The sequence below is a fragment of the Nocardioides luti genome (genome assembly GCF_014212315.1).
Classification (GTDB): Bacteria; Actinomycetota; Actinomycetes; order Propionibacteriales; family Nocardioidaceae; genus Nocardioides; species Nocardioides luti.
Genome location: NZ_JACKXE010000001.1, coordinates 2,191,360 through 2,213,328, shown reverse-complemented (window position 1 = coordinate 2,213,328; position 21,969 = coordinate 2,191,360). Strand labels below are relative to the sequence as shown.

The following is a 21,969-nucleotide window of genomic DNA, read 5'->3' as shown; positions in this document are numbered from 1 at the left end:
CTAGGGTGGCCGCCGTGCCCCTCCACCTCCACCGCGCCGCGCGGACCGACCAGCTCGCCGACGAGCTCGGCGACCTGCTGGCGCGCCCGCTGGAGGACCCGTTCGCCCAGGAGGTCGTCGTGGTGCCGGCCAAGGGCGTGGAGCGGTGGCTGACCCAGCGCCTCTCGCACCGCCTCGGAGCCGGGCCGTCCGGAGGCGACGGGGTCTGCGCGGGCGTGCGGTTCCTCAACCCGCGCTCGCTGGTCTCGCTGCTGCTCGACCGCGAGCGCGACGACGTGTGGGACCCGGACCGCCTGGTCTGGCCGCTGCTCGAGGTGATCGACGCCAGCCTCGACGAGCCCTGGTGCGCCACGCTGGCCGCCCACCTCGGTCACGGCCGCGAGGGCGAGGAGGCGCAGCTGCGTCGCAACCGCCGCTGGTCGGTGGCGCGCCGGCTGGCCGGCCTGTTCGCGTCGTACGCCGTCCAGCGACCCACCCTGGTGACCGACTGGCGCGAGGGCCGCGACACCGACGGCGCGGGGGACGCCCTCGACGAGGACCTGCGCTGGCAGGCCGAGCTCTGGCGCCGCCTGCTCGACCACGTCGACGAGCCGGCCCCCGACGTCCGCCACGCGAGCACCGTCGAGCGGCTGCGCAACGGCGGCGCCGGGCTGGACCTGCCGCCCCGGCTCTCGCTGTTCGGCCACACCCGGCTGCCGGTCACCGAGGTCGAGCTGCTCCGGGCCCTGGGCGAGACGCGCGACGTCCACCTGTGGCTGCCGCAGCCCTCGCCCCGCCTCTGGGACGACCTCGCCGGCGTCGGTGGTCCCCTCCCGCGGGCCGAGGACGACTCGGTCGAGCGGGTCCACCACCCGCTGCTGGCCTCCCTCGGCCGGGACACCCGTGAGCTCGCGCGCACGCTCGACGGGGTCGCGACCGACCCGGCGACCGACGACGCGGCGGCGCCGACGACGCCGACCACGCTGCTCGCCCGCCTCCAGGCCGACCTGCGGGCCAACGCGGCGCCCGACCGCGAGGCCCGCGCCGCCCGCACCCACGACCCGGCCGACCGCTCCCTGCAGGTGCACGCCTGCCACGGCGCCGCCCGCCAGGTCGACGTGCTGCGCGAGGTGCTGGTCGGGCTGCTGGAGGACGACCCGACCCTCGAGCCGCGCGACATCCTCGTGATGTGCCCCGACATCGAGACCTTCGCGCCGCTGATCTCCGCGGGCTTCGGCCTCGCCGACGTGGTCGAGCAGGGTGGTCACCCAGCCCACCGGCTGCGGGTCCGACTGGCCGACCGCGCCCTCACCAGCACCAACCCGCTGCTCGCCGTGGCCACCCGGCTGGTCGAGCTGGCCGGCAGCCGCGTCACGGCGAGCGAGGTGCTCGACCTGGCCGGCACCGACCCGGTCCGCGAGCGGTTCCGGCTCTCCGACGACGACCTGGCCCGGATCGCGACCTGGGTGGGCGAGGCCGGGATCCGCTGGGGCCTCGACGCCGAGCAGCGGGCGGACTTCTCGATGAGCGGCTTCGCCCACAACACCTGGCGCTCCGGTCTCGACCGGATCCTCCTCGGCGTGGTGATGAGCGGCGACGACCACCGCCACCTCGGCCGCGGGCTGCCCCTGGACGACGTCGGCAGCAACGACATCGAGCTCGCCGGGCGCCTCGCCGAGCTCGTCCACCGGCTCGACACCTGCCTCGGTGCCCTCGGCGACGCGCGGGACGTCCAGGACTGGATGGACGCCCTGCGCGAGGGCGTCCGCGGCCTCACCGACGTGCCGCTGGACGACGCCTGGCAGGTCCCGCAGTTCGAGCGCGAGCTGGCCCGGGCCGTCGACGCCGCCGGCAACGGGGCCGGCACCGGGACGGGCAGCGGCACCGGCGTCCCCCTCCGCCTCGCCGACGTCCGCGCCCTGCTCACCTCGCGCCTCGGTGGTCGGCCCACGCGCGCGAACTTCCGCACCGGCACCCTCACGGTCTGCACCATGGTGCCGATGCGCTCGGTCCCGCACCGCGTGGTCTGCCTGGTCGGGCTCGACGACGGCGTCTTCCCCCGCACGGGCTCGCTCGACGGCGACGACGCCCTGGCCCGCCGCCCCCTCACCGGCGAACGGGACCTGCGCAGCGAGGACCGCCAGCTCCTCCTCGACGCGGTGCTCGCGGCCGGCGAGACGCTCGTCGTGACGTACACCGGCGCCAACGAGCACTCGGGCGCCGGCCGCCCGCCGGCCGTCCCGCTCGGCGAGATCCTCGACGCCGCCGACCGCACCACCGACGCCCCCGTGCGCGAGCACGTGCTGGTCCGCCACCCGCTCCAGCCGTACGACGCCCGCAACCTCACCCCCGGCGCGCTGGGCGGCAGCCGGCCCTTCAGCTTCGACCGGGCCGCACTCGCGGGCGCCCGGTCCGCGGTGCGCCCCCGGGAGCCCCGGCCGCCGTTCCTCGACGGCGCCCTCGCCGAGCGGCCCGCCGGCGACGTGTCGCTGGTCGACCTCAAGGCGTTCCTCACCCACCCCGTGCGCGCCTTCCTCCGGGGCCGCCTCGACCTGGCCAACCCGCTCGCGGCCGAGGAGGTCGGCGACGCGATCCCGATCGACCTGGACGCGCTGGAGCTCTGGGAGGTCGGCGACCGGCTGCTGCACGAGGTGCTCGCCGGCCAGGACCCGGCGGCGGTGATGACCGCCGAGCAGCTGCGCGGCACCCTGCCGCCCGGGGGCCTGGGGATGCGGTCGCTCACCACCGTGACGACCGAGGCGCAGAAGCTCCTCACCCGCGCCGCCGACCTGCGCGCGGGCACCCCGCGCAGCCTCGACGTCGACATCGACCTCGGGGGAGGTCGCCGGCTGACCGGCACCGTCGCCGGCGTGCACGGCACCAAGGTCGTCAGCCTCGGCTACTCCCGGCTCGCCGCCCGCCAGCGGCTGACCTCGTGGCTGGACCTGCTCGCGCTCGCCGCCGGCCACCCCGACGAGGCCTGGACCGCCCACGCGGTCGGGCGCGACCGGGCCGGCCCCAAGCGCGCCCTGGCCGGGCCGCTGGACCACCGGGCCGTCGAGATCCTGCGCGGCCTGGTCGAGCTGCGCGACCTGGGGATGCGCCAGCCGTTGCCCGTCCCGCTCAAGACCGGCCTCGCCTGGGCCGAGGCCCACGTGCTCGAGCTGATGGGCAACGACCGCCCGCCGGCCGTGGCGGCCGAGCGCGCCTGGGTCACCGACCCGAACAACTCCTACGGCATCACCGGCGAGGACGCCGACGCCTGGCACGTCCGCGTGTGGGGTGAGCACGCGCCGGTGGCGACGCTCCTGGACGCCGGCCTGGCGACGTACGCCTGGCAGGTCTGGGAGCCGCTCCTGACGGGTGGGGAGCGGGTGGCCAGCCTGTGAGCGAAGCGCGAGGCCGCTGTGGCCCGGACCCTGCCGCCGACCGCGAGTCTGCGGCCGAACTGCGAGCTCACCAGGAGGAGCTGTGAGCGCTCCCGTGGCCACGCACCCGTTCGACATCCGGGACCCGCTGCCGAGCGGCACCACGCTGCTCGAGGCGAGCGCCGGCACCGGCAAGACCTGGACCATCGGCGCGCTCGTGACGCGCTACGTCGCCGAGGGCGTGTGCACGCTGGAGCAGATGCTCGTGGTCACGTTCGGCCGCGCCGCCAGCCAGGAGCTCCGCGAGCGGGTGCGCGCGCAGCTCGTCGAGGCCGAGCGGGCCCTCGCGGTCGACGAGGTGCTGCCGGCCGAGCCGTCCGACCTGCTGGACCTGCTGCGCGCCTGCGACCCGGCCGAGCGGGCCCGGCGGCACCGCCGCACCACGGAGGCGCTGGCGAGCTTCGACGCGGCGACCATCGCGACCACCCACCAGTTCTGCTCGATGGTGCTCGGCTCGCTCGGCGTCGCCGGCGACACCGACGCCCGCGCCCGCCTGGTCGAGGACCTCGACGAGCTCCTCGGCGAGGTGGTCGACGACCTGTACGTCCGCAAGTTCGCCTTCGCCGACACCGACCCGACCTTCTCGTACGCCGAGGCCCTCACCCTGGCCCGCAAGGCCGCGGGCGACCCGCAGGCCCGGCTGGAGCCCGCGACCGACGACCCGGGCACGCCGGCAGGCGTTCGGGTGGCCTTCGCCCGCGCGGTCCGGGCGGAGATGGAGCACCGCAAGCGCCGCCTCGGCGTGCTGTCGTACGACGACCTGCTCGGCCAGCTCGCCGACGCCCTCGAGCACGACGACGCCCCGGCGCGGGTCCGGATGCGCCAGCGCTGGCGGATCGTGCTCGTCGACGAGTTCCAGGACACGGACCCGGTGCAGTGGCAGGTGCTCGACCGGGCGTTCTCCGGGCACGCGACGATGGTGCTGATCGGCGACCCGAAGCAGGCGATCTACGCCTTCCGGGGCGGCGACGTCACGACGTACCTCCAGGCCGCCGAGACCGCCACCACCCGCCAGACCCTGCCGGTGAACTGGCGCAGCGACGGCGACCTGCTCGACGCGTTCCAGACCGTGCTGGCCGGCGCCGAGCTCGGTGACCCGCGGATCGTCGTGCACGACGTCGAAGCCCACCACCCCGGCACCCGCCTGCAGAGCGTGCCGCACCCGGCGCCGTTCCGCCTGCGGGTGGTCAGCCGCGAGCTGTTCGGCAAGCGCGGCGACCAGCCCCTGCTGGTGAGCCAGACCCGCCCGCACATCGCCCGCGACCTCGCGCTCGACATCCGGGCGCTGCTGGCCTCCGGCGCGACCTTCGAGGGCCGGCCGCTGCTCCCGCGGGACGTGGCGGTGATCTGCTACCGCCACGTCGACCTCGCCGCCGCGCAGGACGCCCTGCGCGCCGTCGGGGTGCCGGCCGTCATCGCGGGTGGGGGCAGCGTCTTCGCCACCCCCGCGGCCACCGAGTGGCTCGAGCTCCTCGAAGCGCTCGAGCAGCCGCACCGCAGCCCGCGGGTGCGGACGGCGGCCCTGACCTGCTTCCTGGGCCACACCGCCCGCGAGCTCGACGAGCGCGGCGACGACCTGACCGACGAGGTCGCCGAGACCATGCGGACCTGGGGCGAGGTGTTCGCGCTGCGCGGCGTGGCCGCGGTGCTCGAGGCGGCCACGGCCGCCGGGCTGCCCGCCCGGGTCCTGGCCCGTGTCGACGGCGAGCGCCGGCTCACCGACCTCCGTCACATCGGCGAGGCGCTGCACGAGGTGGCGCTCACCGAGCACCTCGGGCCGGTCGCCGTGCTCGCCTGGCTGCGCGCGCAGATCGCGGCCGCCGCCGACGGCCGCGGCGCCGAGCGGACCCGTCGCCTGGACTCCGACGCGGCCGCGGTCCAGCTGGTGACGATCCACGCCAGCAAGGGCCTCGAGTACCCCATCGTCTACCTCCCCGCCCTCGCCGACCGCAACGTCCCCAAGCCGTCGATCCCGCTGTTCCACGACGCCGACGGCGCCCGCTGCCTCGGCGTCGGCGGCCCGGGGGGCTCCGGCTGGCAGGAGCAGGTCCGGCGCTGGGCCGACGAGGAGGCCGGCGAGTGGCTGCGGCTGCTGTACGTCGCCATCACCCGCGCCCAGTCGCAGGTCGTCTGCTGGTGGGCGCCGACCCGCAACACCCCGGCCTCGCCCCTGCAGCGGATGGTGCAGGGCCGGCGCCCGCGGCTGCCCACGGTGCCCGCCGAGTTCCCCAACCGCAGCGACCCCGAGGCGGCCGACTTCTTCGAGCGCTGGCGTGCCGCCGGCGGTCCCACCCCCGAGCCGGCCGTTCCGGTCGAGCCCGGCGCCGACCCGCCGCGGGCCGGTGACCCCTCGCTCGCGGTGCGGAGCTTCACCCGCGACGTCGACGTCGCCTGGCGTCGTACCTCCTACTCCTCGCTCACCCACGTCGAGCCGGTCGCCCCCTTCGCGACCGCGGCCCAGGGCGGCGTCACCAGCGAGCCCGAGGTCGTGGCGCGCGACGACGAGGACGTCACCGCGCAGCCCGACGGGGCCCCCGCCGAGCGCTCGGTGCTCTCGCCCATGGCCGACCTGCCCGTGGGCGCGACCTTCGGCTCGCTCGTCCACGCGGTGCTCGAGCACGCCGACCCCGAGGCGCCCGACCTCCGGGCCGAGCTGCTCGGCCACGTCGACGAGCAGCTGGTGCGCTGGCCGGTCGCCGTGGACCGCGAGGCGCTGGCCGACGCGCTGGTGGCCGTCTGCGACTCCCCGCTCGGCAGCCTGGCGCCCACGACCCTGCGCCAGGTCCCGCTGCGCGACCGCCTGCGCGAGATGGAGTTCGAGCTGCCGCTGGCCGGCGGCGACCGGGTGCACGACGGGGCTCGCCTCGGCGACCTCGCACCCCTGCTGCGCCGGCACCTGCCCGAGGGCGACCCCGTGCGGGCGTACGCCGACGCCCTCGACCGACCGACCCTCGGCGGCCAGTCGCTGCGCGGCTACCTCACCGGCTCGGTCGACGTCGTGCTCCGGCTGGCGACCGACGCCGGGCCGCGCTACGTCGTCGTCGACTACAAGACCAACTGGCTGGGCGGGCACGACGAGCCGCTGACCGCCCACGCCTACCGCCCCGAGGCGCTCGCCGGCGCGATGGGGCACTCCGACTACCCCCTGCAGGCGCTGCTGTACGCCGCGGTGCTGCACCGCTTCCTGCGCTGGCGGCAGCCGGGCTACGACCCGGCGGTCCACCTGGGCGGCGTGCTGTACCTCTACCTCCGCGGCATGTGCGGACCCGACACCCCGCTCGTCGACGGCGAGCCGTGCGGCATCTTCGCGTGGCGCCCGCCGGTCGCCCTCGTGGAGGCGCTCTCCGACCTCCTCGACGGGTCGACCAGCGGCGCCCGCGCCAGCGGCACGACCAGCACGGGAGGTGCCCGGTGACCGAGCTCTTCGAGCCCGTCGGCGACCACGACTGGCGGCTGGTCGCGGGCGTCTCCGGGCTGCCGGCCGCCTTCAACGCCGCGGGGGTGCTGGCCGCCTCCGACGTGCACGTCGCGCAGCGCGTCGGCGACCTCGGTGGCGAGCCCGACGCGTCGGTCCTGCTCTGGGTGGCCCTGGCGGTGCGCGCCGTCCGGCACGGCTCGGTCTGCCTCGACCTGGACACCGTCGCCGAGCTGGCGCCCGAGCTGGCGTGGCCGGAGCCCGCGGCCTGGCGCGCCGCGCTCGCCGCCTCGCCGCTGGTCGCGGCCGGTGCGCTGCGCCTCGAGGACGGCCTGCTCTACCTCGACCGCTACCACCGGCTCGAGACCCAGGTCTGCGACGACCTGCGGGCCCGGACCGCCCAGCCGGCGCCGGAGGTCGACGAGGCCGCGCTGGCCGCCGCCGTCGAGCGGATCCGCGCCGGTCGGCTCAGCGACGAGCAGCGCGCGGCGGCGGTCCGCGCCGTGCGCCAGTGGACGACCGTGCTGACCGGCGGCCCCGGCACCGGCAAGACCACGACGGTGGCCCGGCTGCTGGCGCTGCTCGCCGACCAGGCGGCCGCCCGCGGGGAACGGCTGTCGGTCGCGCTGACCGCGCCCACCGGCAAGGCCGCGGCGCGGCTGCAGGAGGCGGTCGAGCAGGAGCTCGCCGTGCTCGCCCCCGAGGACCGCGACCGTGTCGGGCGGGTCGAGGCGATGACCCTGCACCGGCTGCTCGGCTGGCGCGCCGACAACACCACCCGCTTCCGGCACGACCGCGGCAACCGCCTGAAGTACGACCTCGTCGTCGTCGACGAGTCCTCCATGGTCGAGCTGACGATGATGGCCCGCCTGCTCGAGGCCGTCCGGCCGCAGGCCCGCCTGGTGCTGGTCGGCGACCCGCGCCAGCTCACCTCGGTCGGCGCCGGCGCGGTGCTGTCCGACCTCGTGGCCGGCTACGACGGCGACCCCGCGTCGCCGGTCGTGTCGCTCACCGAGAACTTCCGCTCCACCGAGGACATCAAGGCGCTCGCCGAGGCGCTGCGGGACGGGGACGCCGACGAGGTGCTGGCCGCCCTGCGGACGCCGTCGGCCGAGGTCGAGTACGTCGAGACCGACGAGCCGGCCGGCGTCCTGCGCGCGGACTGCCTGGCGAGCGCGCTGGCGATCCGCGCCGCGGCCGAGGTCGACGACCGCGCCGGCGTCGTCGCCGCGCTCGACGACCACCGGCTGCTCTGCGCCCATCGCGAGGGACCCCACGGCGTACGCCACTGGAACCGCCAGGTCGAGCACTGGCTCGCCGAGGAGACCGGCCAGGAGATCTGGTCCGAGTGGTACGTCGGCCGTCCCGTCCTGGTCACCAGCAACGACTACGCGCTCGAGATCTACAACGGCGAGACCGGGGCCGCGGTGCTGAGCGCCACCAAGGGGCTGCGCGCGGTGATCTCCGGCTCCGGCGGGCTGCACGAGTTCGCCCCCGGCCGACTCGACGCCGTCGACACCATGCACGCGATGACGATCCACAAGGCCCAGGGCAGCCAGGCCTCCCGGGTGACGGTGCTGCTGCCCGACGCCGGGTCCCGGCTGTTGACCCGCGAGCTGTTCTACACCGCGGTGACCCGCGCCCAGCACCACGTCCGGGTGGTCGGCACCGAGGCCGCCGTGCGCGCCGCCGTCGGCACCCGGGCCCAGCGGGCGACCGGGCTGCGGCAGCGGCTCGCCGTGCGCTGACCGGGCGCTGACCACACCCTGACCACGGAAACGTCGCCGCAACGCGCGGCCGTTAGGGTCGAGGACGAGACGACTGGAGTCACCCATGCCCTTCCTGCTGCGCGTCGAGCTGCCCGACGTACCCGGTTCGCTGGGCCGCGTCGCGAGCGCGATCGGTGAGTCCGGCGGCGACATCGAGGCGATCGAGATCGTCGAGAAGCGTCACGACGACCACGTCGCGGTCGACGACGTCCTGCTCGAGGTCGCGCCCGGCACCATGCCCGACTCGATCGTGTCCGCCTGCAACGCGCTCGACGGCGTCCGGGTCGTCTGGATCAGCAGGTACGCCGCCGGCGGCAACCTCTTCCTCGACCTCGAGGCCGTCGAGGAGCTGACGGCCGACCCCGAGGGCGCGCTCGACCGCCTCGTCGACCTGCTGCCGATCACCTTCCGCGCCGACTGGGCGGCCCGCGTCCACGACACCGGCGGCGTCGTGCACGCCACCGACGCGGCCCCCGAGGAGCTCGCCTTCCCCCGCCTCGGCGGCGGCAAGGCCGCCCGCCTCGAGACCGGCGACGACAACGTCCACTGCGGCGCCCGCCTCAACAAGCACGAGACCGTCGTGATCGGCCGCCGCGGCGGTCCGGAGTTCCTCGACAGCGAGCTGGCCCGCCTCGGCCACCTGGCCGCGCTCGCCATGTCGATCTCGCGCGCCGGCTGACCCGCCGAGTCGGCGCATCTGCAGGCCGGAGCATCGCCGAGTCGGCGCATCTGCAGGCCGGAGCATCGCCGAGTCGGCGCATCTGCAGAAACTTCTGCCCGTCAGTGCGCCGACCAGCAACTTTTCCCTGCAGTAGCGCCGACTCGACCCCCTCGGCGTCTGCAGATGCGCCGACTCGGCAGGAGGGTCAGGGCACCGACCGGATCCGGGTGACGAAGACCGAGCCGAGCAGGGCGACGGCGAAGGCGGTCAGGTAGAGCAGGCAGTAGCCGGTCGAGAACCCGTCGCCTCCCGTCTCGACGGAGCCGCCGGCCGCCTCGACGGCCTGCAGGACGAGGGTCGCGACGAAGGAGGCGACCACCTGGGGCAGCGCGTTGGCGATGTTGATGACGCCGAGGTCCTTGGCGCGGTCGACGGCCCCGGGCAGCACCTGGGTGATGAGCGCGAAGTCGACGGAGGTGTAGATCCCGAACCCGCACCCCATCACCGCGGCCGCGACCACGGCGGTCGCCCAGGTCTGCCCGACCGCGAGCAGCAGCGCGGCCAGGGCAGCGACCACGCCGGACCAGATCACGAACACCTTGCGCCGGCCGGTGCGGTCGCTCCAGATCCCGAAGACGACGGTGGTCAGCACCAGCGTGGCGGCGTAGATCGCGGTCAGCACGAACACCCGGCCGGGCGCGTCGTCCTTCGACACCCCGACCACGTCCTGCAGGTAGTACAGGAGGTAGAGCAGACCGAGCGCGTTGCCGAGGTTGACCAGGAAGCGGGTCAGCCAGGCCCAGGCGAAGTCGGGGTACGCCGAGGGCGAGACCCAGAACGACCGGACGAACGGACCCCACGCGAAGGGCCCCGGCCGCTCGTCGGCGGCAAGCGGCACGTCCTGCGACCCGAGGCAGTACGGCACGGCGCTCAGCACCAGGACGAGCGCCGTGACGGCGTACCCGAGCGCGATGCTGCCGCTGGCCGACGCGATGCCGGTGCCGCCGACCACGCCGAGGGTCTGGGCGATCGCGAGGATGCCGCCGACCCGGCCGCGCGATCCGACGGGCACCTGGTCGGGGATGGTGGCGGTGACCGCGGCGAGCATCGCGTTGAGGGTCGCCTGCACGCCGCACCAGCCGATCGCCATCACGACCACGCCGTCCGCCGAGGCGAGCACCAGCAGCGAGAGTGCGCCGCCGAGCGCGCCGCCGGCGATCCACGGCAGGCGGCGGCCGCGGACCAGCGTGGTGCGGTCCGAGAAGGCGCCGAAGAGCGGGTTGCAGACAACCGAGGTGAGGGCACCGAGGCCCAGCACGACCGAGAGGATCTCCTTCTTGTCGGTCGCGGAGATCGCCTCGGCCTGCTGCGCGAGCAGCACCTGGATCGGCCCGAAGAAGCCGGCCCACAGCCCGATGCTGGCCAGCGTCAGCGCCGCCACCCACCGTGTCGAGGGATCGACGAGGGGCTCGGCCAGCGCCGAGCGGCGTACGCCGGCAGCCGGCGGGACGGTCACGCGGTCATCCTGCCGCCGCCGCGGCGTGCGGCGGGGGACTTCACCCCCGATCGTGCGGGCGGTCTGGTCAGCAGCCGACGTCGGTGACGTCCCCGCTCGCGCGGGTGCCGCCGTCGGTCGCGAGCCCGTAGGCGGAGCAGTAGTAGAAGCTCAGCAGCCGGTCGCGGTGCAGCCGCACCGGCGACCACTGGCCGTCGCCGGTCGGCTCGAGGTAGCGGAACGAGCGCCCCAGCAGGCTGTCGGTGTTGTCGCGGTGCTTGAGGTAGCGGTCCAGCCAGCGCTGGACGTAGACGCTGGTGAGGTCCTGGCCGTAGCGGCTGGCGGGCAGCACGAGCGGGATGTCGGTGTACTCCAGGTGGGTCGAGGCCCGCGGCACCACGAGCATCGAGTCGACGCCGGCGGCGCGCCACGCGTCGTACCCGGTCCGGCGCTCGCGCATCGGGTCCGGACCCTCCGGCGAGGGGGTGGGGTTGAGCGAGGAGCCGCCGCTGAGGTACCACGGCGACACGGTGAAGCCGTACTCCGACTGCACCGCGAGGGCCGGCACGACCGGCGTGTTGCCGGACCCGTCGAGCGGGCCGTCCGAGCCCGGGCCGGTGAGCTTGTCGAGCGCCACGACGGCGGCGACGCGGTCGTCGGTGCCCTGCACCTTCGACACCGCCGCCGCGCCCATCGAGTGGCCGATGATCGCGATCCGGCTGGTGCGGCCCGGCGTCGCGGGGTGCGGGTCGGGGGAGCGGTCGAACTGCCGCCAGAACGGGTTGTACGCCGACACGGCCGTGTCGCCCGCACCGGGGTTGCGGTAGTGCTGGTCCGGGGTCGAGGTGAAGAACGACAGGGCGTTGCGGGTGCCGACCACGAAGTTGGACAGCTGCTGCGAGGGCACGCCGGGGCAGCCGGACGACTCGCCGTCCTCGGGGGCGGCGAAGGGGTTGCAGAACGGCAGCGCGTTCGTGTCGACCGGCCCGTCCTGGTGGGGCAGCGTCTCGCTGGTCCCCTGGCCCTGGACGTCGTAGGTCAGCACGACGTACCCGCGCTCGGCGAGGTCCTGCGCGAGCCACTCGTACATGCCCTCCGAGCCCTGCACCGAGCCCTCGGTCAGCACCACGCCGGGGAACGGCCCGGTCAGCTTCCGGCCGGTGTAGGGATCGCGGGCGCCGGGCTTCGGGCGGTAGACGTGCCCGCGCAGGAGCGCGCCGTACCTGTTCGTGAAGGCGACCTTCCGCGACAGTCCGCGGGTGCCGTCCCAGCCGGCCCGCAGCGGGTTGCCGACGTTCCACCCCGGGAAGAGGTTGCCCGGCGTGATCGCCGGCCGGTTCGGCGCGGCCGCCTGTGCGAGCAGCTGGTCGACGTGGCGCTGCGTCGACGCCTGCACCAGCGCCGGGAGGTACGCCGGGTTCTGCAGCTGACCCTCGGTCACGCGCCCGTAGGCGTCGGCGATGTTCTGCGTGTCGCGAGCGGTGTACTCCGGGCTCGACGGGTCGGGCCCGGCCGAGGCCGGTCCGCCCGCCAGGACGAGGGCGGCGAGCAGGCCGGAGGTCAGCACGGACGGGAGCAGTGACGGTCGTCGCATGCAGGACCAACGAGCGAGCTCGCGTGAGGTCTCGCCGATGACCGGAGCCGGCGTCGCAGCCCGGCTCCGGTCATGCGGGCCGGTCGTGTCTCAGCAGTGGCGCAGGTCGCTGAAGTCGACGGGGCCGCCATCACCCATCTGGCCCGCCCCGACGCCCATGGCGAGCGACCAGGCGTCGCCCTTCTTCACGTCGATCGACTTCACCTTCGAGACCTTGCGGCCCGGGATGTACGGCGTGTCGATGCGACGGTCGGTGGTCTCACCGTTCTTGACCACGATGACCGAGCCCGAGCGCTTGAGGGCCGGGCGGTTGGCCGTGTTGTCGAGGCGCATGAAGATGCGCCACTTGGTGCCGTCCTCGATCGAGGTCTTGCACGACTGGATCGTCGCCTTGTAGTACGTCGCGACGTCACCGAAGTGACGGCCGGCGGCGTCCGCCGGGGCGGCGACGCTGGAGAAGGTGACGGCGAGGGCGGCGGTCGCGAGGGCGAGCGTGGACAGCTGACGGCGGGGAGTGATCATGCCCGGAAGGTGTCACAGTTCTTTACTTTCCGTGGTCGATCCGGCGGACCGGGCGCTCAGACGCGCTCGAGCACGAACACGGGGATCTCGCGCTCGGTCTTCTTCTGGTACTCGCCGTACGTCGGCCACGTGGCGACGGCGTACTCCCACCACTCCGCGCGCTCCTCGCCCTCGACGCGCCGGGCGCGGTAGGTGTGCTTCTCGGCCTTGTCCTGGAGGTCGACCTCGGGGTTCGCCACGAAGTTGTGGAACCACTCGGGGTGCTCGTCGGCGCCGCCCTTGGAGGCGATCGCGACGTAGGCGCCGTCGCGCTCGACGCGCATCACGGGGTTCTTGCGCAGGTTGCCCGACTTCGCGCCCACCGAGGTGATGACGACGACCGGGTAGCCGTTGAGCTCGTAGCCCTGCTCGCCGTCGGTCGCTTCGTACTCGGCCACGTTGTCGCGGACCCACTGGGTCTTGCTGGGGACGTAGGTTCCTTGGAGTGCCATGCCCCCCAGAACACCACGGGGCCCGGCGGGATTCCAGTGCCCCTGGCGGGCCGGGCCCGTCGCGACCACTACCTTGGGCGCCATGAGTGCCATCGAGGGAGTCTCCGAGATCTTCGACGCGGAGGCGTGGGACGACGTCCCCGGCTTCGAGGACCTGACCGACCTGACCTACCACCGCGCCCGCGAGCACGGCACCGTCCGGATCGCCTTCGACCGACCCGACATCCTCAACGCCTTCCGCCCGCACACCGTGGACGAGCTGCTGCGCGTCCTCGAGCACGCCCGGATCTCCAGCGACGTCGGCTGCGTCCTGCTCACCGGCAACGGCCCGAGCGACAAGAACGGCAAGTGGGCCTTCTGCACCGGCGGCGACCAGCGGATCCGCGGCCGCGCGGGCTACCAGTACGAGACCGACGGGCACGTCGACGCCGGCGCCGCGCCGAACCCGATCGACAAGGCGAAGCTCGGCCGGCTGCACATCCTCGAGTGCCAGCGGCTGATCCGCTTCATGCCCAAGATCGTGATCGCCGTCGTGCCCGGCTGGGCCGCCGGCGGCGGGCACAGCCTGCACGTCGTCAGCGACCTGACCCTCGCCAGCGCCGAGCACGCGCGCTTCAAGCAGACCGACGCGGACGTCGGGTCCTTCGACGGCGGGTTCGGGTCGGCGTACCTCGCCCGCCAGGTCGGCCAGAAGTTCGCCCGCGAGATCTTCTTCCTCGGTGACGAGTACGACGCCGAGGACGCCTTCCGGATGGGCATGGTCAACCGCGTGGTGCCGCACGCCGAGCTCGAGCGGGTGGCGCTGGACTGGGGCCGCAAGATCAACGGAAAGTCCCCGACGGCGCAGCGGATGCTGAAGTATTCGTTCAACCTGATCGACGACGGACTCGTCGGCCAGCAGCTGTTCGCCGGCGAGACCACCCGTCTCGCCTACATGACGGACGAGGCAGCCGAGGGTCGCGACCAGTTCCTGGAGAAGCGCGAGCCCGACTGGTCGCCCTTCCCCTGGTACTACTGAGGAGCCCCGCATGAAGAAGTACGCCGTCCTCGCGACCCTCCTGCTCGCGGCTCCGGTCCTCGCTGGCTGCAACGCCGAGGTGTCCACCGGCAGCAACAGCGTCAGCAAGGCCTCGCTCGAGAAGCAGCTCGCGAGCACCTTCACGCCGGACGACCCCGAGGCCGAGGTCTCCGCGGACTGCGCCGGCGCCCTGGCCGCCAAGACCGACGCGACGCAGGACTGCCACATGACGGTCGGCGACCAGGAGGCCGACGTCCGCGTCTCGGTCACCAAGGTCGCGGACGGCGACGTCAACTTCAAGACCACGCCCTTCGTGCCGGCGGACACGGTCGCCGAGACCCTGGAGCAGGGTCTCCTGGACCAGGGCTACACGGTCGACACCGTCGAGTGCGAGGACGAGCTGCTCGGCGTCCTCGACGAGACGACCACGTGCACCGCGTCGCCGGCCGACGGCGACGGCACGCTGAACGTCACGGTCACCTCCGTCGACGGCCTGCTCGTGAACTTCAACTACAAGACGGCCTGACCCGCCCTTGAAGGCTCCCCTGAAGGTCGTCGTGCTGACCGGCGCCGGCATCTCCGCCGAGAGCGGGGTGCCGACGTTCCGCGACGCCGACGGCCTCTGGGAGGGCCACCGGGTCGAGGACGTCGCGACGCCCGAGGCCTACGAGGCGTCGCCGGCGGCGGTGCACCGCTTCTACGACGCCCGCCGGGCCGCCCTGGACGCGGTCGCGCCGAACCCCGCGCACACCGCGCTGGCCCGGCTCGAGGCCGCGCTCGGCGACGGCCTGCTGCTGGTCACCCAGAACATCGACGACCTGCACGAGCGCGGCGGCTCGACCCGCGTGCACCACATGCACGGCGAGCTGCGCTCGGCGCTGTGCCGCGGCTGCGGCGGCCGGACGCCGTGGACCGGCGACCTCGGCGACTTCCCGCCGTGCCCGTCCTGCGGGGTCACCGAGCTGCGCCCGGACGTCGTGTGGTTCGGCGAGATCCCCTACGGCATGGACGAGATCCAGGACGCCCTCGCGGAGGCCGACCTGTTCGTCTCGGTCGGCACGTCCGGCGCGGTCTACCCGGCGGCCGGCTTCGTGCAGTACGCCGCGGGGTACGGCGCCCGCACCCTCGAGCTCAACCTGGTCCCCAGCGACGGCAGCCACCTCTTCGACGAGTGCCGCCACGGCCGCGCCGGCGACCTGGTCCCCGCGTGGGTGGACGAGCTGCTGGCCTCGCTCGGGGGAGACTCACGACCATGACCTCCCGACCCGAGACCGTCGCCGCCTGGCACCGCGTGGCCGCGTCGCGCGACCCCGCCGGCCTGGCCGACCTGATCGCGGACGACTGCGTCTTCCGCTCGCCCGCGGTGCACACCCCGCAGGAGGGCAAGGCCCTCACCACGGCGTACCTCTCGGCCGCCATGGTCGTTCTCGGCCCGACCCTGACCTACCTCGACGAGTGGTACGCCGACGGCTCGGCCGTGCTGGAGTTCGAGGCCGTGGTCGCGGGCCGGAGCGTGCACGGCGTCGACATGCTGCGCTGGGGCGCCGACGGCCGGCTGACGTCGTTCACCGTGATGGTCCGCCCGCTCAAGGGGCTCGGCGCCCTCATCGAGGCGATGGCCGCCGAGCTGGCCGGCAGCGCCTAGCCGCGTCGGTGCGTCACCACGGCTGGGGCTGGGTGAAGAAGCCGTCCGGGTCGTAGGCCTCCCGGACCTCGGCGAGCCGCGGCGCGTTGGCGCCGAAGTAGGCCCGGCGGTAGCCGTGGATGGTCGGGTCCGCGTAGTTCACGTAGGCGTGGTCGCCCCAGTGGGGTCGCATCGCGGCCCGGAAGCCGCGCACGTAGGAATCGGCGGCGGCGGGGCCGCCGGAGGTGTACGTCGCGGTGTACTGCACCGTCGCGAGCGCCTCGCGGTGCACGAACGCCGTGTCCTGCGGGCCCAGGTCGCGGACGTGACCCCCGAGGGCGTCCATCGACAGGCCAGCCTCGAGCAGCCCGGACGTCTGGGCAGCCTCGACCCGACCGAGCAGGTCGTCGATCCCGGCGCTGCTCAGCGGGTCGTACGCCACGTGGGACGTCGCGCCGAACGCCTCGCGCTGCAGCGCCCCGCCGGGCCCCGTGGTGCACTGCGCGACCGGCACGTCCGAGCACCCGGCGTACGCCAGCATCGCGGAGCGGTAGTCGCGACGGTGCGTCGACCTGACGCTCGGCGTCGGCACGTGGTCGAGCAGCCCCGCGAGCTGGTGGTCGAAGCGGGACGCCGGCCCCGTCCAGGTGCCCGACAGCAGCAGGACCGGGCCGTCGGGGTGCTTGCGCCCGCCCAGCGCCTTGAGCGTCGACCACAGGCGGGGATCCGCGTCCGGTGCCCACGACTGCCACGCGGTGATCACCTCGGGTGCGGCGGAGACGGGCCACTGGAGGTAGACGGTCTGCAGGGTCGGGGCGGCACGGGAGGCGACGTCGAACGACGTGACGACGCCGACGTGCCCGCCGCCGCCCCCGCGCAGCGCCCAGAACAGGTCGGGCTCGTCGTCCGCGGAGACCCGGCGCACCGTGCCGTCGGCCGTCACGACCTCGAGGCCGGTCACGATGTCGCAGCTGAGTCCCATGGCCCGGGTCAGCACCCCCACGCCGCCTCCGAGGGTCAGGCCGGCGATCCCGACGGTCGCGCAGGAGCCGCCGGCGAGGGCCCGCCCGCGGCGGCCGAGCGTGTCGTAGACCGGTGCCAGGGCCGCCCCCGCCCCGATCCTGGCGGTGCCGTCGCTGCGGAGCCGGACGCCGTCGAGCGCCCGGCAGTCGAGCACCAGCGCGCGGGGGAGCCCGACGGCCCGGCCACCCCCGGCCGACCAGCCGGGGTAGCTGTGCCCGCCCGACCGGATCGCCACCGGCACCCCGGCGTCCTGCGCGAAGCGGATCGCGGTGGCGACGTCCGCGGCCGAGGCCACGGTGAGCACGGCCAGCGGGCGGGCACCGTCGAAGCGGGGGTTCTCCGTCAAGCGGACGGTGTCGTACGACCCGTCGCGCCGCAGGCTCAGCGTGCCGTCCACGTGCCGCGCGAGCCGGCCCCAGGCCGGGCGACCCGCGGCCGACGGGCTCGGGCTGCCGGTCGTGCCGGTCGCGCCGGTCAGCCGGCCGCCGCCGCTGGCAGCCTGCCCCGACGGGTCGCCGGAGCACGCGGACAGCGCCGCGGCCGCGCCGGCGGCCAGCAGCCCGCGCCGGGTCCAGGAGGTCACCCTCCGATCATGGCGCGCGCTCGGTGAGCAGCCCAGCACCGCCGAGTCGGCGCATCTGCAGCGGAAGATGCGCCGACTCGAGGGTCCCGGCGTCTGCAGATGCGCCGACTCGGCGGTCCTGGCGTCTGCAGATGCGCCGACTCGGCGGTCCTGGCGTCTGCAGATGCGCCGACTCGGCGGTCAGGCCGGGGCGACGACCGCGCCGGCGTGGGCCGGCAGGGTGAGCGTGCCGGCCGCGAGGTCGACGCCGGCCAGCGTCTCGAAGAGCAGCTCCCAGGCACCGGCACCCGGGGCCGGGTCGCCGAGCGGCAGGGTGGCGGGCTCGTCGGCGAAGTTCACGACCACGAGCAGGTCGCCGCGGCGCATCGTGAACAGCCGCGACTCCTCGTCGACGGTGCACGAGGTGGTGAGGAACGACGGGTCGGTGAGCTCGGTGCGGGCGCGGCGCAGGGCACCGAGCTGCCGGTAGACCTCGAGCATCCGCGCGTGCCGGCCGCCCTCGACCTCGGCCCAGTCCAGCTTCGAGCGCCGGAAGGTCTCGGGGTCCTGCGGGTCCGGGACGACGGCCGGGTCCCAGCCCATCCGCTCGAACTCCGCGATCCGGCCGTCGGCCGTCGCCTTCCCGAGCTCGGGCTCCGGGTGCGAGGTGAAGAACTGGAACGGCGTCGAGGCCGCCCACTCCTCGCCCTGGAAGAGCATCGGGGTGAACGGCCCCGCCATCGTCAGCAGCGCCGCGCAGGCGAGCTGGTCGTCGTCGAGCACCTCGGTGATCCGGTCGCCGACGGCGCGGTTGCCGATCTGGTCGTGGTTCTGGCTCGCGACGACCAGGCGCCACGTGGGCATCGCCGCGGTGTCGATCGGGACACCGTGGTCGCGCTCGCGGAACGACGAGAACGTGCCGTCGTGGAAGAAACCGCGCTCGCAGACCTTGGCCAGCGCGCCCAGCGGCTCGAAGTCCGCGTAGTACCCCTTGGTCTCCCGGGTCAGCGCGACGTGCACCGCGTGGTGGAAGTCGTCGCTCCACTGCGCGTCCAGGCCGTAGCCGCCCGCCTCGCGCGGCGTGACCAGGCGCGGGTCGTTGAGGTCGGACTCCGCGATGAGGGTCAGCGGCCGGCGCTGGTGCGCCGAGAGCGCGGCGACCTCGATCGCCATCTCCTCGAGCAGGTGCACGTCGGAGGAGTCGTCGAGCGCGTGCACGGCGTCGAGCCGCAGCCCGTCGACGTGGTAGTCCTCAAGCCACATCCGGACGTTGTCGAGGATGTAGCGGCGCACCTCCGCCGAGCCCTCGCCGTCGAGGTTGAGCAGGTCGCCCCAGGTGTTCGCGCCCGACTTGAGGTACGGCCCGAACAGCGGCAGGTAGTTGCCCGACGGCCCGAGGTGGTTGTGCACCACGTCCTGGATCACGCCGAGCCCGGCCGCGTGGCAGCCGTCGACGAAGCGCTGGTAGCCGTCGGGGCCGCCGTACCCCTCGTGCACGGCGTTCCAGAGCACGCCGTCGTAGCCCCAGTTGTGGGTGCCGTTGAAGGCGTTGACCGGCATCACCTCGACGAAGTCGACGCCGATCGAGCGCAGGTGCTCGAGCCGGCCGAGCGCCGCGTCGAAGGTGCCCTCCGGGGTGAAGGTCCCGACGTGCAGCTCGTAGACGACCGCGCCGGCCAGCTGGCGTCCCGTCCAGTCCTGGTCGGTCCACGCGAAGGCCTCGGGACGGTGGGTTCGCGAGCGCTCGTGCACGCCCGCCGGCTGACGCCGCGACCGCGGGTCGGGTCGGGGCGTGTCCTCGTCGTCGATCAGGTAGCCGTAGTCCACCTCCTCCTGCGTGACGTCCGGGACCGGCTCGACGGGCGACCACCAGTCGCCCTCGCCACGCGCCATCTCGACGGTCGCACCGGCCACCGACAGGCGGAGCCGGGAGGCGCGCGGCGCCCAGACGTCGAACGGACCACGGGTCATCTCAGGACTCCTTCACGAGCAGGGCGACGGGCAGGTCGGCGAGGAGCTCGGCGAGGCGTACGCCGTGGCTTCGAGACGGGTGCTGGGCAACCTCCTCGACCACCAGACGGCCGGTGAGCGCGTCGCGCCACGTGCCGGCGGGCAGGTCGAGCGTGGTGTCGCCCCAGCCCCCGCGGGCGGCGAGCCCGATGGGCAGCCGGGTGACGACGGTGACGGCGCCGCCGCGGTCGAAGGCGAGCACGTGGCCGGCCGCGTCGCCGGACGCGCCCACCGGGGCGTACGACGTGAACAGCTCGGCCCGGTCGCGGCGCAGCGTCAGCGCGTGGTGCGTGACGGCCAGCTTGGCGCCGCCGCCGTCCTCCTCGGAGTGGTGCAGCGGCAGCCGGGCACCGTCGCGGACCGCGTCGAGCAGGTCGCGGCGCACGCCGAAGTCGACCGGGCGTCGGTTGTCGGGGTCGACCAGGCTCTGCTCCCACAGCTCGCTGCCCTGGTAGACGTCGGGCACGCCGGGGATCGTGATCGACAGCAGCTTGGCCGCGAGCGCGTTGCTCCAGCCGGGCGCGACGACGTGCTGCAGCAGCTCGGCCAGCACCCGGCGGACCGGCTCGGAGTCGAGCGAGGCGTCGACGGCCGCGTGCACGGCGCGCTCGTAGTGCTCGTCCGGCGAGGTCCACTGCGTGCGGTCCCCGGCCTCGCGCATCGCCTTCTCGGCGTAGCCGTGCAGGCGCTCGCGCAGGTCGGTCTGCGGCTGTGCCGGCCAGGCGCCGAGGATCGCCTGCCAGAGCAGCGCGCCGAACGACGGGTCGGGGAGCGGCGACAGCGTCAGCAGCTCGTCCAGGTGCGCCTCCCAGACGTGGGGGATCTCGGCGAGCGCGGTGATCCGGGCGCGCACGTCCTCGCCGCGCTTGGTGTCGTGGGTCGACAGGGTGACCATGGCGTCCGGCCAGGACCGCTGCCGCTCGGCCATGTGCGCGTGGAAGCCGTCGGCGTCGAGCGCGAAGATGCTCGGGTCGCCGCCGACCTCGTTGAGCGAGGTGAGCCGGTTGTAGCGGTAGAACGCGCAGTCCTCCACACCCTTGGCCATCACCATGCCGCTGGTCTGCTGGAAGCGCTGCGCGGGCGCGGCGTCCGGGTCGGAGAGCACCGGCAGCAGGGCGTCCAGCGGCGCCGCGAGGTCGGGGCGGTGCTCGCGGGCCAGCGCGAACGCCTGCTCGAGGTGGTCGCGGCCGCCGGGGAGGTAGGAGCGGTAGACCGGGAAGCACGCCACCAGCTCGGCCACCGCGTCGGCGAGGCGTGGTTTCGAGACGGGCGCCAGGGCGCCCTCCTCAACCACCGGGGTCGACGCCGGGGCGCCGTCCTCGACCACGGGCTCGCCGAGGACCGCCAGCACCTCGCGGGTGATCCGGTTGACCTCGGAGTTCAGGATCCCGTCGGCGACGGCGCGCTTGGTGTCGTGGATCAGGCTCTGCCAGTCGAGGGGCCAGTCGACCGCTCCACCGCTGAGCCGCGCCTCGAGCGCGTCGAGCGGCTCCTGCCCGGCGGGGTCGGTGAGCACCCGGTCGATGTGGGCGAGGGCGTCGTACCCCGTCGTGCCGGCGGTCGCCCAGTCGGTGGGCAGCTCCTCGCCGGGCTCCAGGATCTTCTCGACGAGCACGTAGGCGTCGCGGGTCAGGTCCGAGAGGTCGTCGAGGTAGTGCTGCGGGTCGCGCAGGCCGTCGGGGTGGTCCACGCGCAGCCCGTCGACGAGGTGCTCGTCGAACCAGCGCCGGATCTCGACGTGCGAGGCGTCGAAGACCTGCGGGTCCTCGACCCGGATTGCGGCGAGCGTGTTGACCGCGAAGAAGCGGCGGTAGTTCAGCCCGCTGTCGGCGACGCGCCAGTTGACCAGCTCGTAGTGCTGCTCGTCGTGCGTCGACGTCCCGGGCGCGAGCGGGAAGCGCATGTCGTGGTAGCGCAGCTCGCCGTCGGCGACCTCGATCGCGGCCTCGTCGTCGTCACCGACGACGGGGATCCGCAGGCGGCCGCCCCCGGCCTCCCAGTCGACGTCGAAGGCCTCGGCGTACGCCGACCCGCGGCCGTGCTGCAGGAGGTCCCACCACCACGTCGACTCGCGGGGCGTTGCCACGCCGACGTGGTTCGGCACGATGTCGACGAGCACGCCCAGCCCGAGTCGCCGGGCCTCGGCCGACAGCGCCGCGAGGCCCTCAGCCCCGCCGCGGGCGGGGTCGATGCGGTCGTGCCGGACGACGTCGTAGCCGTGGCTGCTGCCCGGCTCGGCGGCGAGCAACGGGGAGAGGTAGACCCAGTCGACCCCGAGCTCCTGCAGGTACGGCAACCGCCTGGTGGCCTCGAACAGGTCGAAGTCCTCGGTGATCTGGAACCGGTAGGTGCTTGTCGGCTTGCGCATGCTCTCCCCG

The 21,969-nt window shown here is 74.4% G+C and carries 15 protein-coding genes; 8 read left to right on the top strand and 7 right to left on the bottom strand.

What is annotated here, in order from left to right; all coding sequences use genetic code 11:
* Positions 1-14: 14 nt before the first annotated feature.
* From recC to H5V45_RS10505, 4 genes are all read left to right on the top strand, one after another.
* Complete coding sequence (recC, locus tag H5V45_RS10520; protein ID WP_185252882.1) at positions 15-3,368, top strand: exodeoxyribonuclease V subunit gamma; 3,354 nt, start codon at positions 15-17, stop codon at positions 3,366-3,368.
* Positions 3,369-3,450: 82 nt separating this feature from the next.
* On the top strand, positions 3,451-6,822 hold the full coding sequence (locus H5V45_RS10515) for a UvrD-helicase domain-containing protein (protein ID WP_343061504.1): 3,372 nt from the start codon (positions 3,451-3,453) through the stop codon (positions 6,820-6,822).
* Entirely contained in the window at positions 6,819-8,570 is a 1,752-nt protein-coding gene (recD, locus tag H5V45_RS10510; RefSeq protein WP_185252881.1) for an exodeoxyribonuclease V subunit alpha, read from the top strand. Before H5V45_RS10515 ends, recD begins: the two co-directional genes overlap by 4 nt.
* Positions 8,571-8,655: 85 nt before the next feature.
* On the top strand, positions 8,656-9,270 hold the full coding sequence (locus H5V45_RS10505; RefSeq protein ID WP_185252880.1) for an ACT domain-containing protein: 615 nt from the start codon (positions 8,656-8,658) through the stop codon (positions 9,268-9,270).
* Positions 9,271-9,457: 187 nt separating this feature from the next.
* On the opposite strand, the gene H5V45_RS10500 is transcribed toward H5V45_RS10505, so the two are convergent.
* The 4 genes from H5V45_RS10500 to H5V45_RS10485 form a co-directional block, all read right to left on the bottom strand.
* Positions 9,458-10,768: an MFS transporter gene (locus H5V45_RS10500; RefSeq protein ID WP_343061503.1), complete on the bottom strand. Its 1,311-nt coding sequence runs from the start codon at positions 10,766-10,768 to the stop codon at positions 9,458-9,460.
* Positions 10,769-10,835: 67 nt separating this feature from the next.
* On the bottom strand, positions 10,836-12,341 hold the full coding sequence (locus tag H5V45_RS10495; RefSeq protein WP_185252879.1) for an alpha/beta hydrolase family protein: 1,506 nt from the start codon (positions 12,339-12,341) through the stop codon (positions 10,836-10,838).
* Between the two features lie 90 nt (positions 12,342-12,431).
* On the bottom strand, positions 12,432-12,863 hold the full coding sequence (locus H5V45_RS10490; RefSeq protein ID WP_185252878.1) for a hypothetical protein: 432 nt from the start codon (positions 12,861-12,863) through the stop codon (positions 12,432-12,434).
* A gap of 56 nt (positions 12,864-12,919) precedes the next feature.
* A complete protein-coding gene (locus H5V45_RS10485; RefSeq protein ID WP_185252877.1) occupies positions 12,920-13,354 on the bottom strand; it encodes a nitroreductase family deazaflavin-dependent oxidoreductase in 435 nt (144 codons plus the stop codon).
* Positions 13,355-13,436: 82 nt separating this feature from the next.
* Here H5V45_RS10485 and H5V45_RS10480 point away from each other — a divergent pair, with 82 nt between their 5' ends.
* Genes H5V45_RS10480 through H5V45_RS10465 form a run of 4 tightly spaced genes read left to right on the top strand, consistent with a single transcriptional unit; the run spans position 13,437 to position 16,017 of the window.
* Positions 13,437-14,372, top strand: a complete 936-nt coding sequence (locus H5V45_RS10480) for a 1,4-dihydroxy-2-naphthoyl-CoA synthase (protein WP_185252876.1) — start codon at positions 13,437-13,439, stop codon at positions 14,370-14,372.
* 10 nt (positions 14,373-14,382) lie between these two features.
* Positions 14,383-14,898: a DUF4333 domain-containing protein gene (locus tag H5V45_RS10475; protein WP_185252875.1), complete on the top strand. Its 516-nt coding sequence runs from the start codon at positions 14,383-14,385 to the stop codon at positions 14,896-14,898.
* Between the two features lie 7 nt (positions 14,899-14,905).
* Entirely contained in the window at positions 14,906-15,628 is a 723-nt protein-coding gene (locus H5V45_RS10470) for an NAD-dependent deacylase (RefSeq protein ID WP_246415889.1), read from the top strand.
* The gene (locus H5V45_RS10465) at positions 15,625-16,017 is read left to right on the top strand and encodes a nuclear transport factor 2 family protein (protein WP_185252874.1); all 393 of its coding nucleotides are present in this window, start codon (positions 15,625-15,627) and stop codon (positions 16,015-16,017) included. Before H5V45_RS10470 ends, H5V45_RS10465 begins: the two co-directional genes overlap by 4 nt.
* Positions 16,018-16,030: 13 nt before the next feature.
* On the opposite strand, the gene H5V45_RS10460 is transcribed toward H5V45_RS10465, so the two are convergent.
* From H5V45_RS10460 to treY, 3 genes are all read right to left on the bottom strand, one after another.
* Positions 16,031-17,602, bottom strand: coding sequence for an FAD-binding protein (locus H5V45_RS10460; RefSeq protein ID WP_185252873.1), 1,572 nt, complete (start codon positions 17,600-17,602; stop codon positions 16,031-16,033).
* Positions 17,603-17,782: 180 nt separating this feature from the next.
* Complete coding sequence (treZ, locus tag H5V45_RS10455) at positions 17,783-19,552, bottom strand: malto-oligosyltrehalose trehalohydrolase (RefSeq protein WP_185252872.1); 1,770 nt, start codon at positions 19,550-19,552, stop codon at positions 17,783-17,785.
* Between the two features lies 1 nt (position 19,553).
* Positions 19,554-21,959 carry a malto-oligosyltrehalose synthase gene (gene treY, locus H5V45_RS10450; protein ID WP_185252871.1) on the bottom strand — a complete coding sequence of 802 codons (2,406 nt, stop codon included), beginning with the start codon at positions 21,957-21,959 and terminating at the stop codon, positions 19,554-19,556.
* Positions 21,960-21,969: the final 10 nt, after the last annotated feature.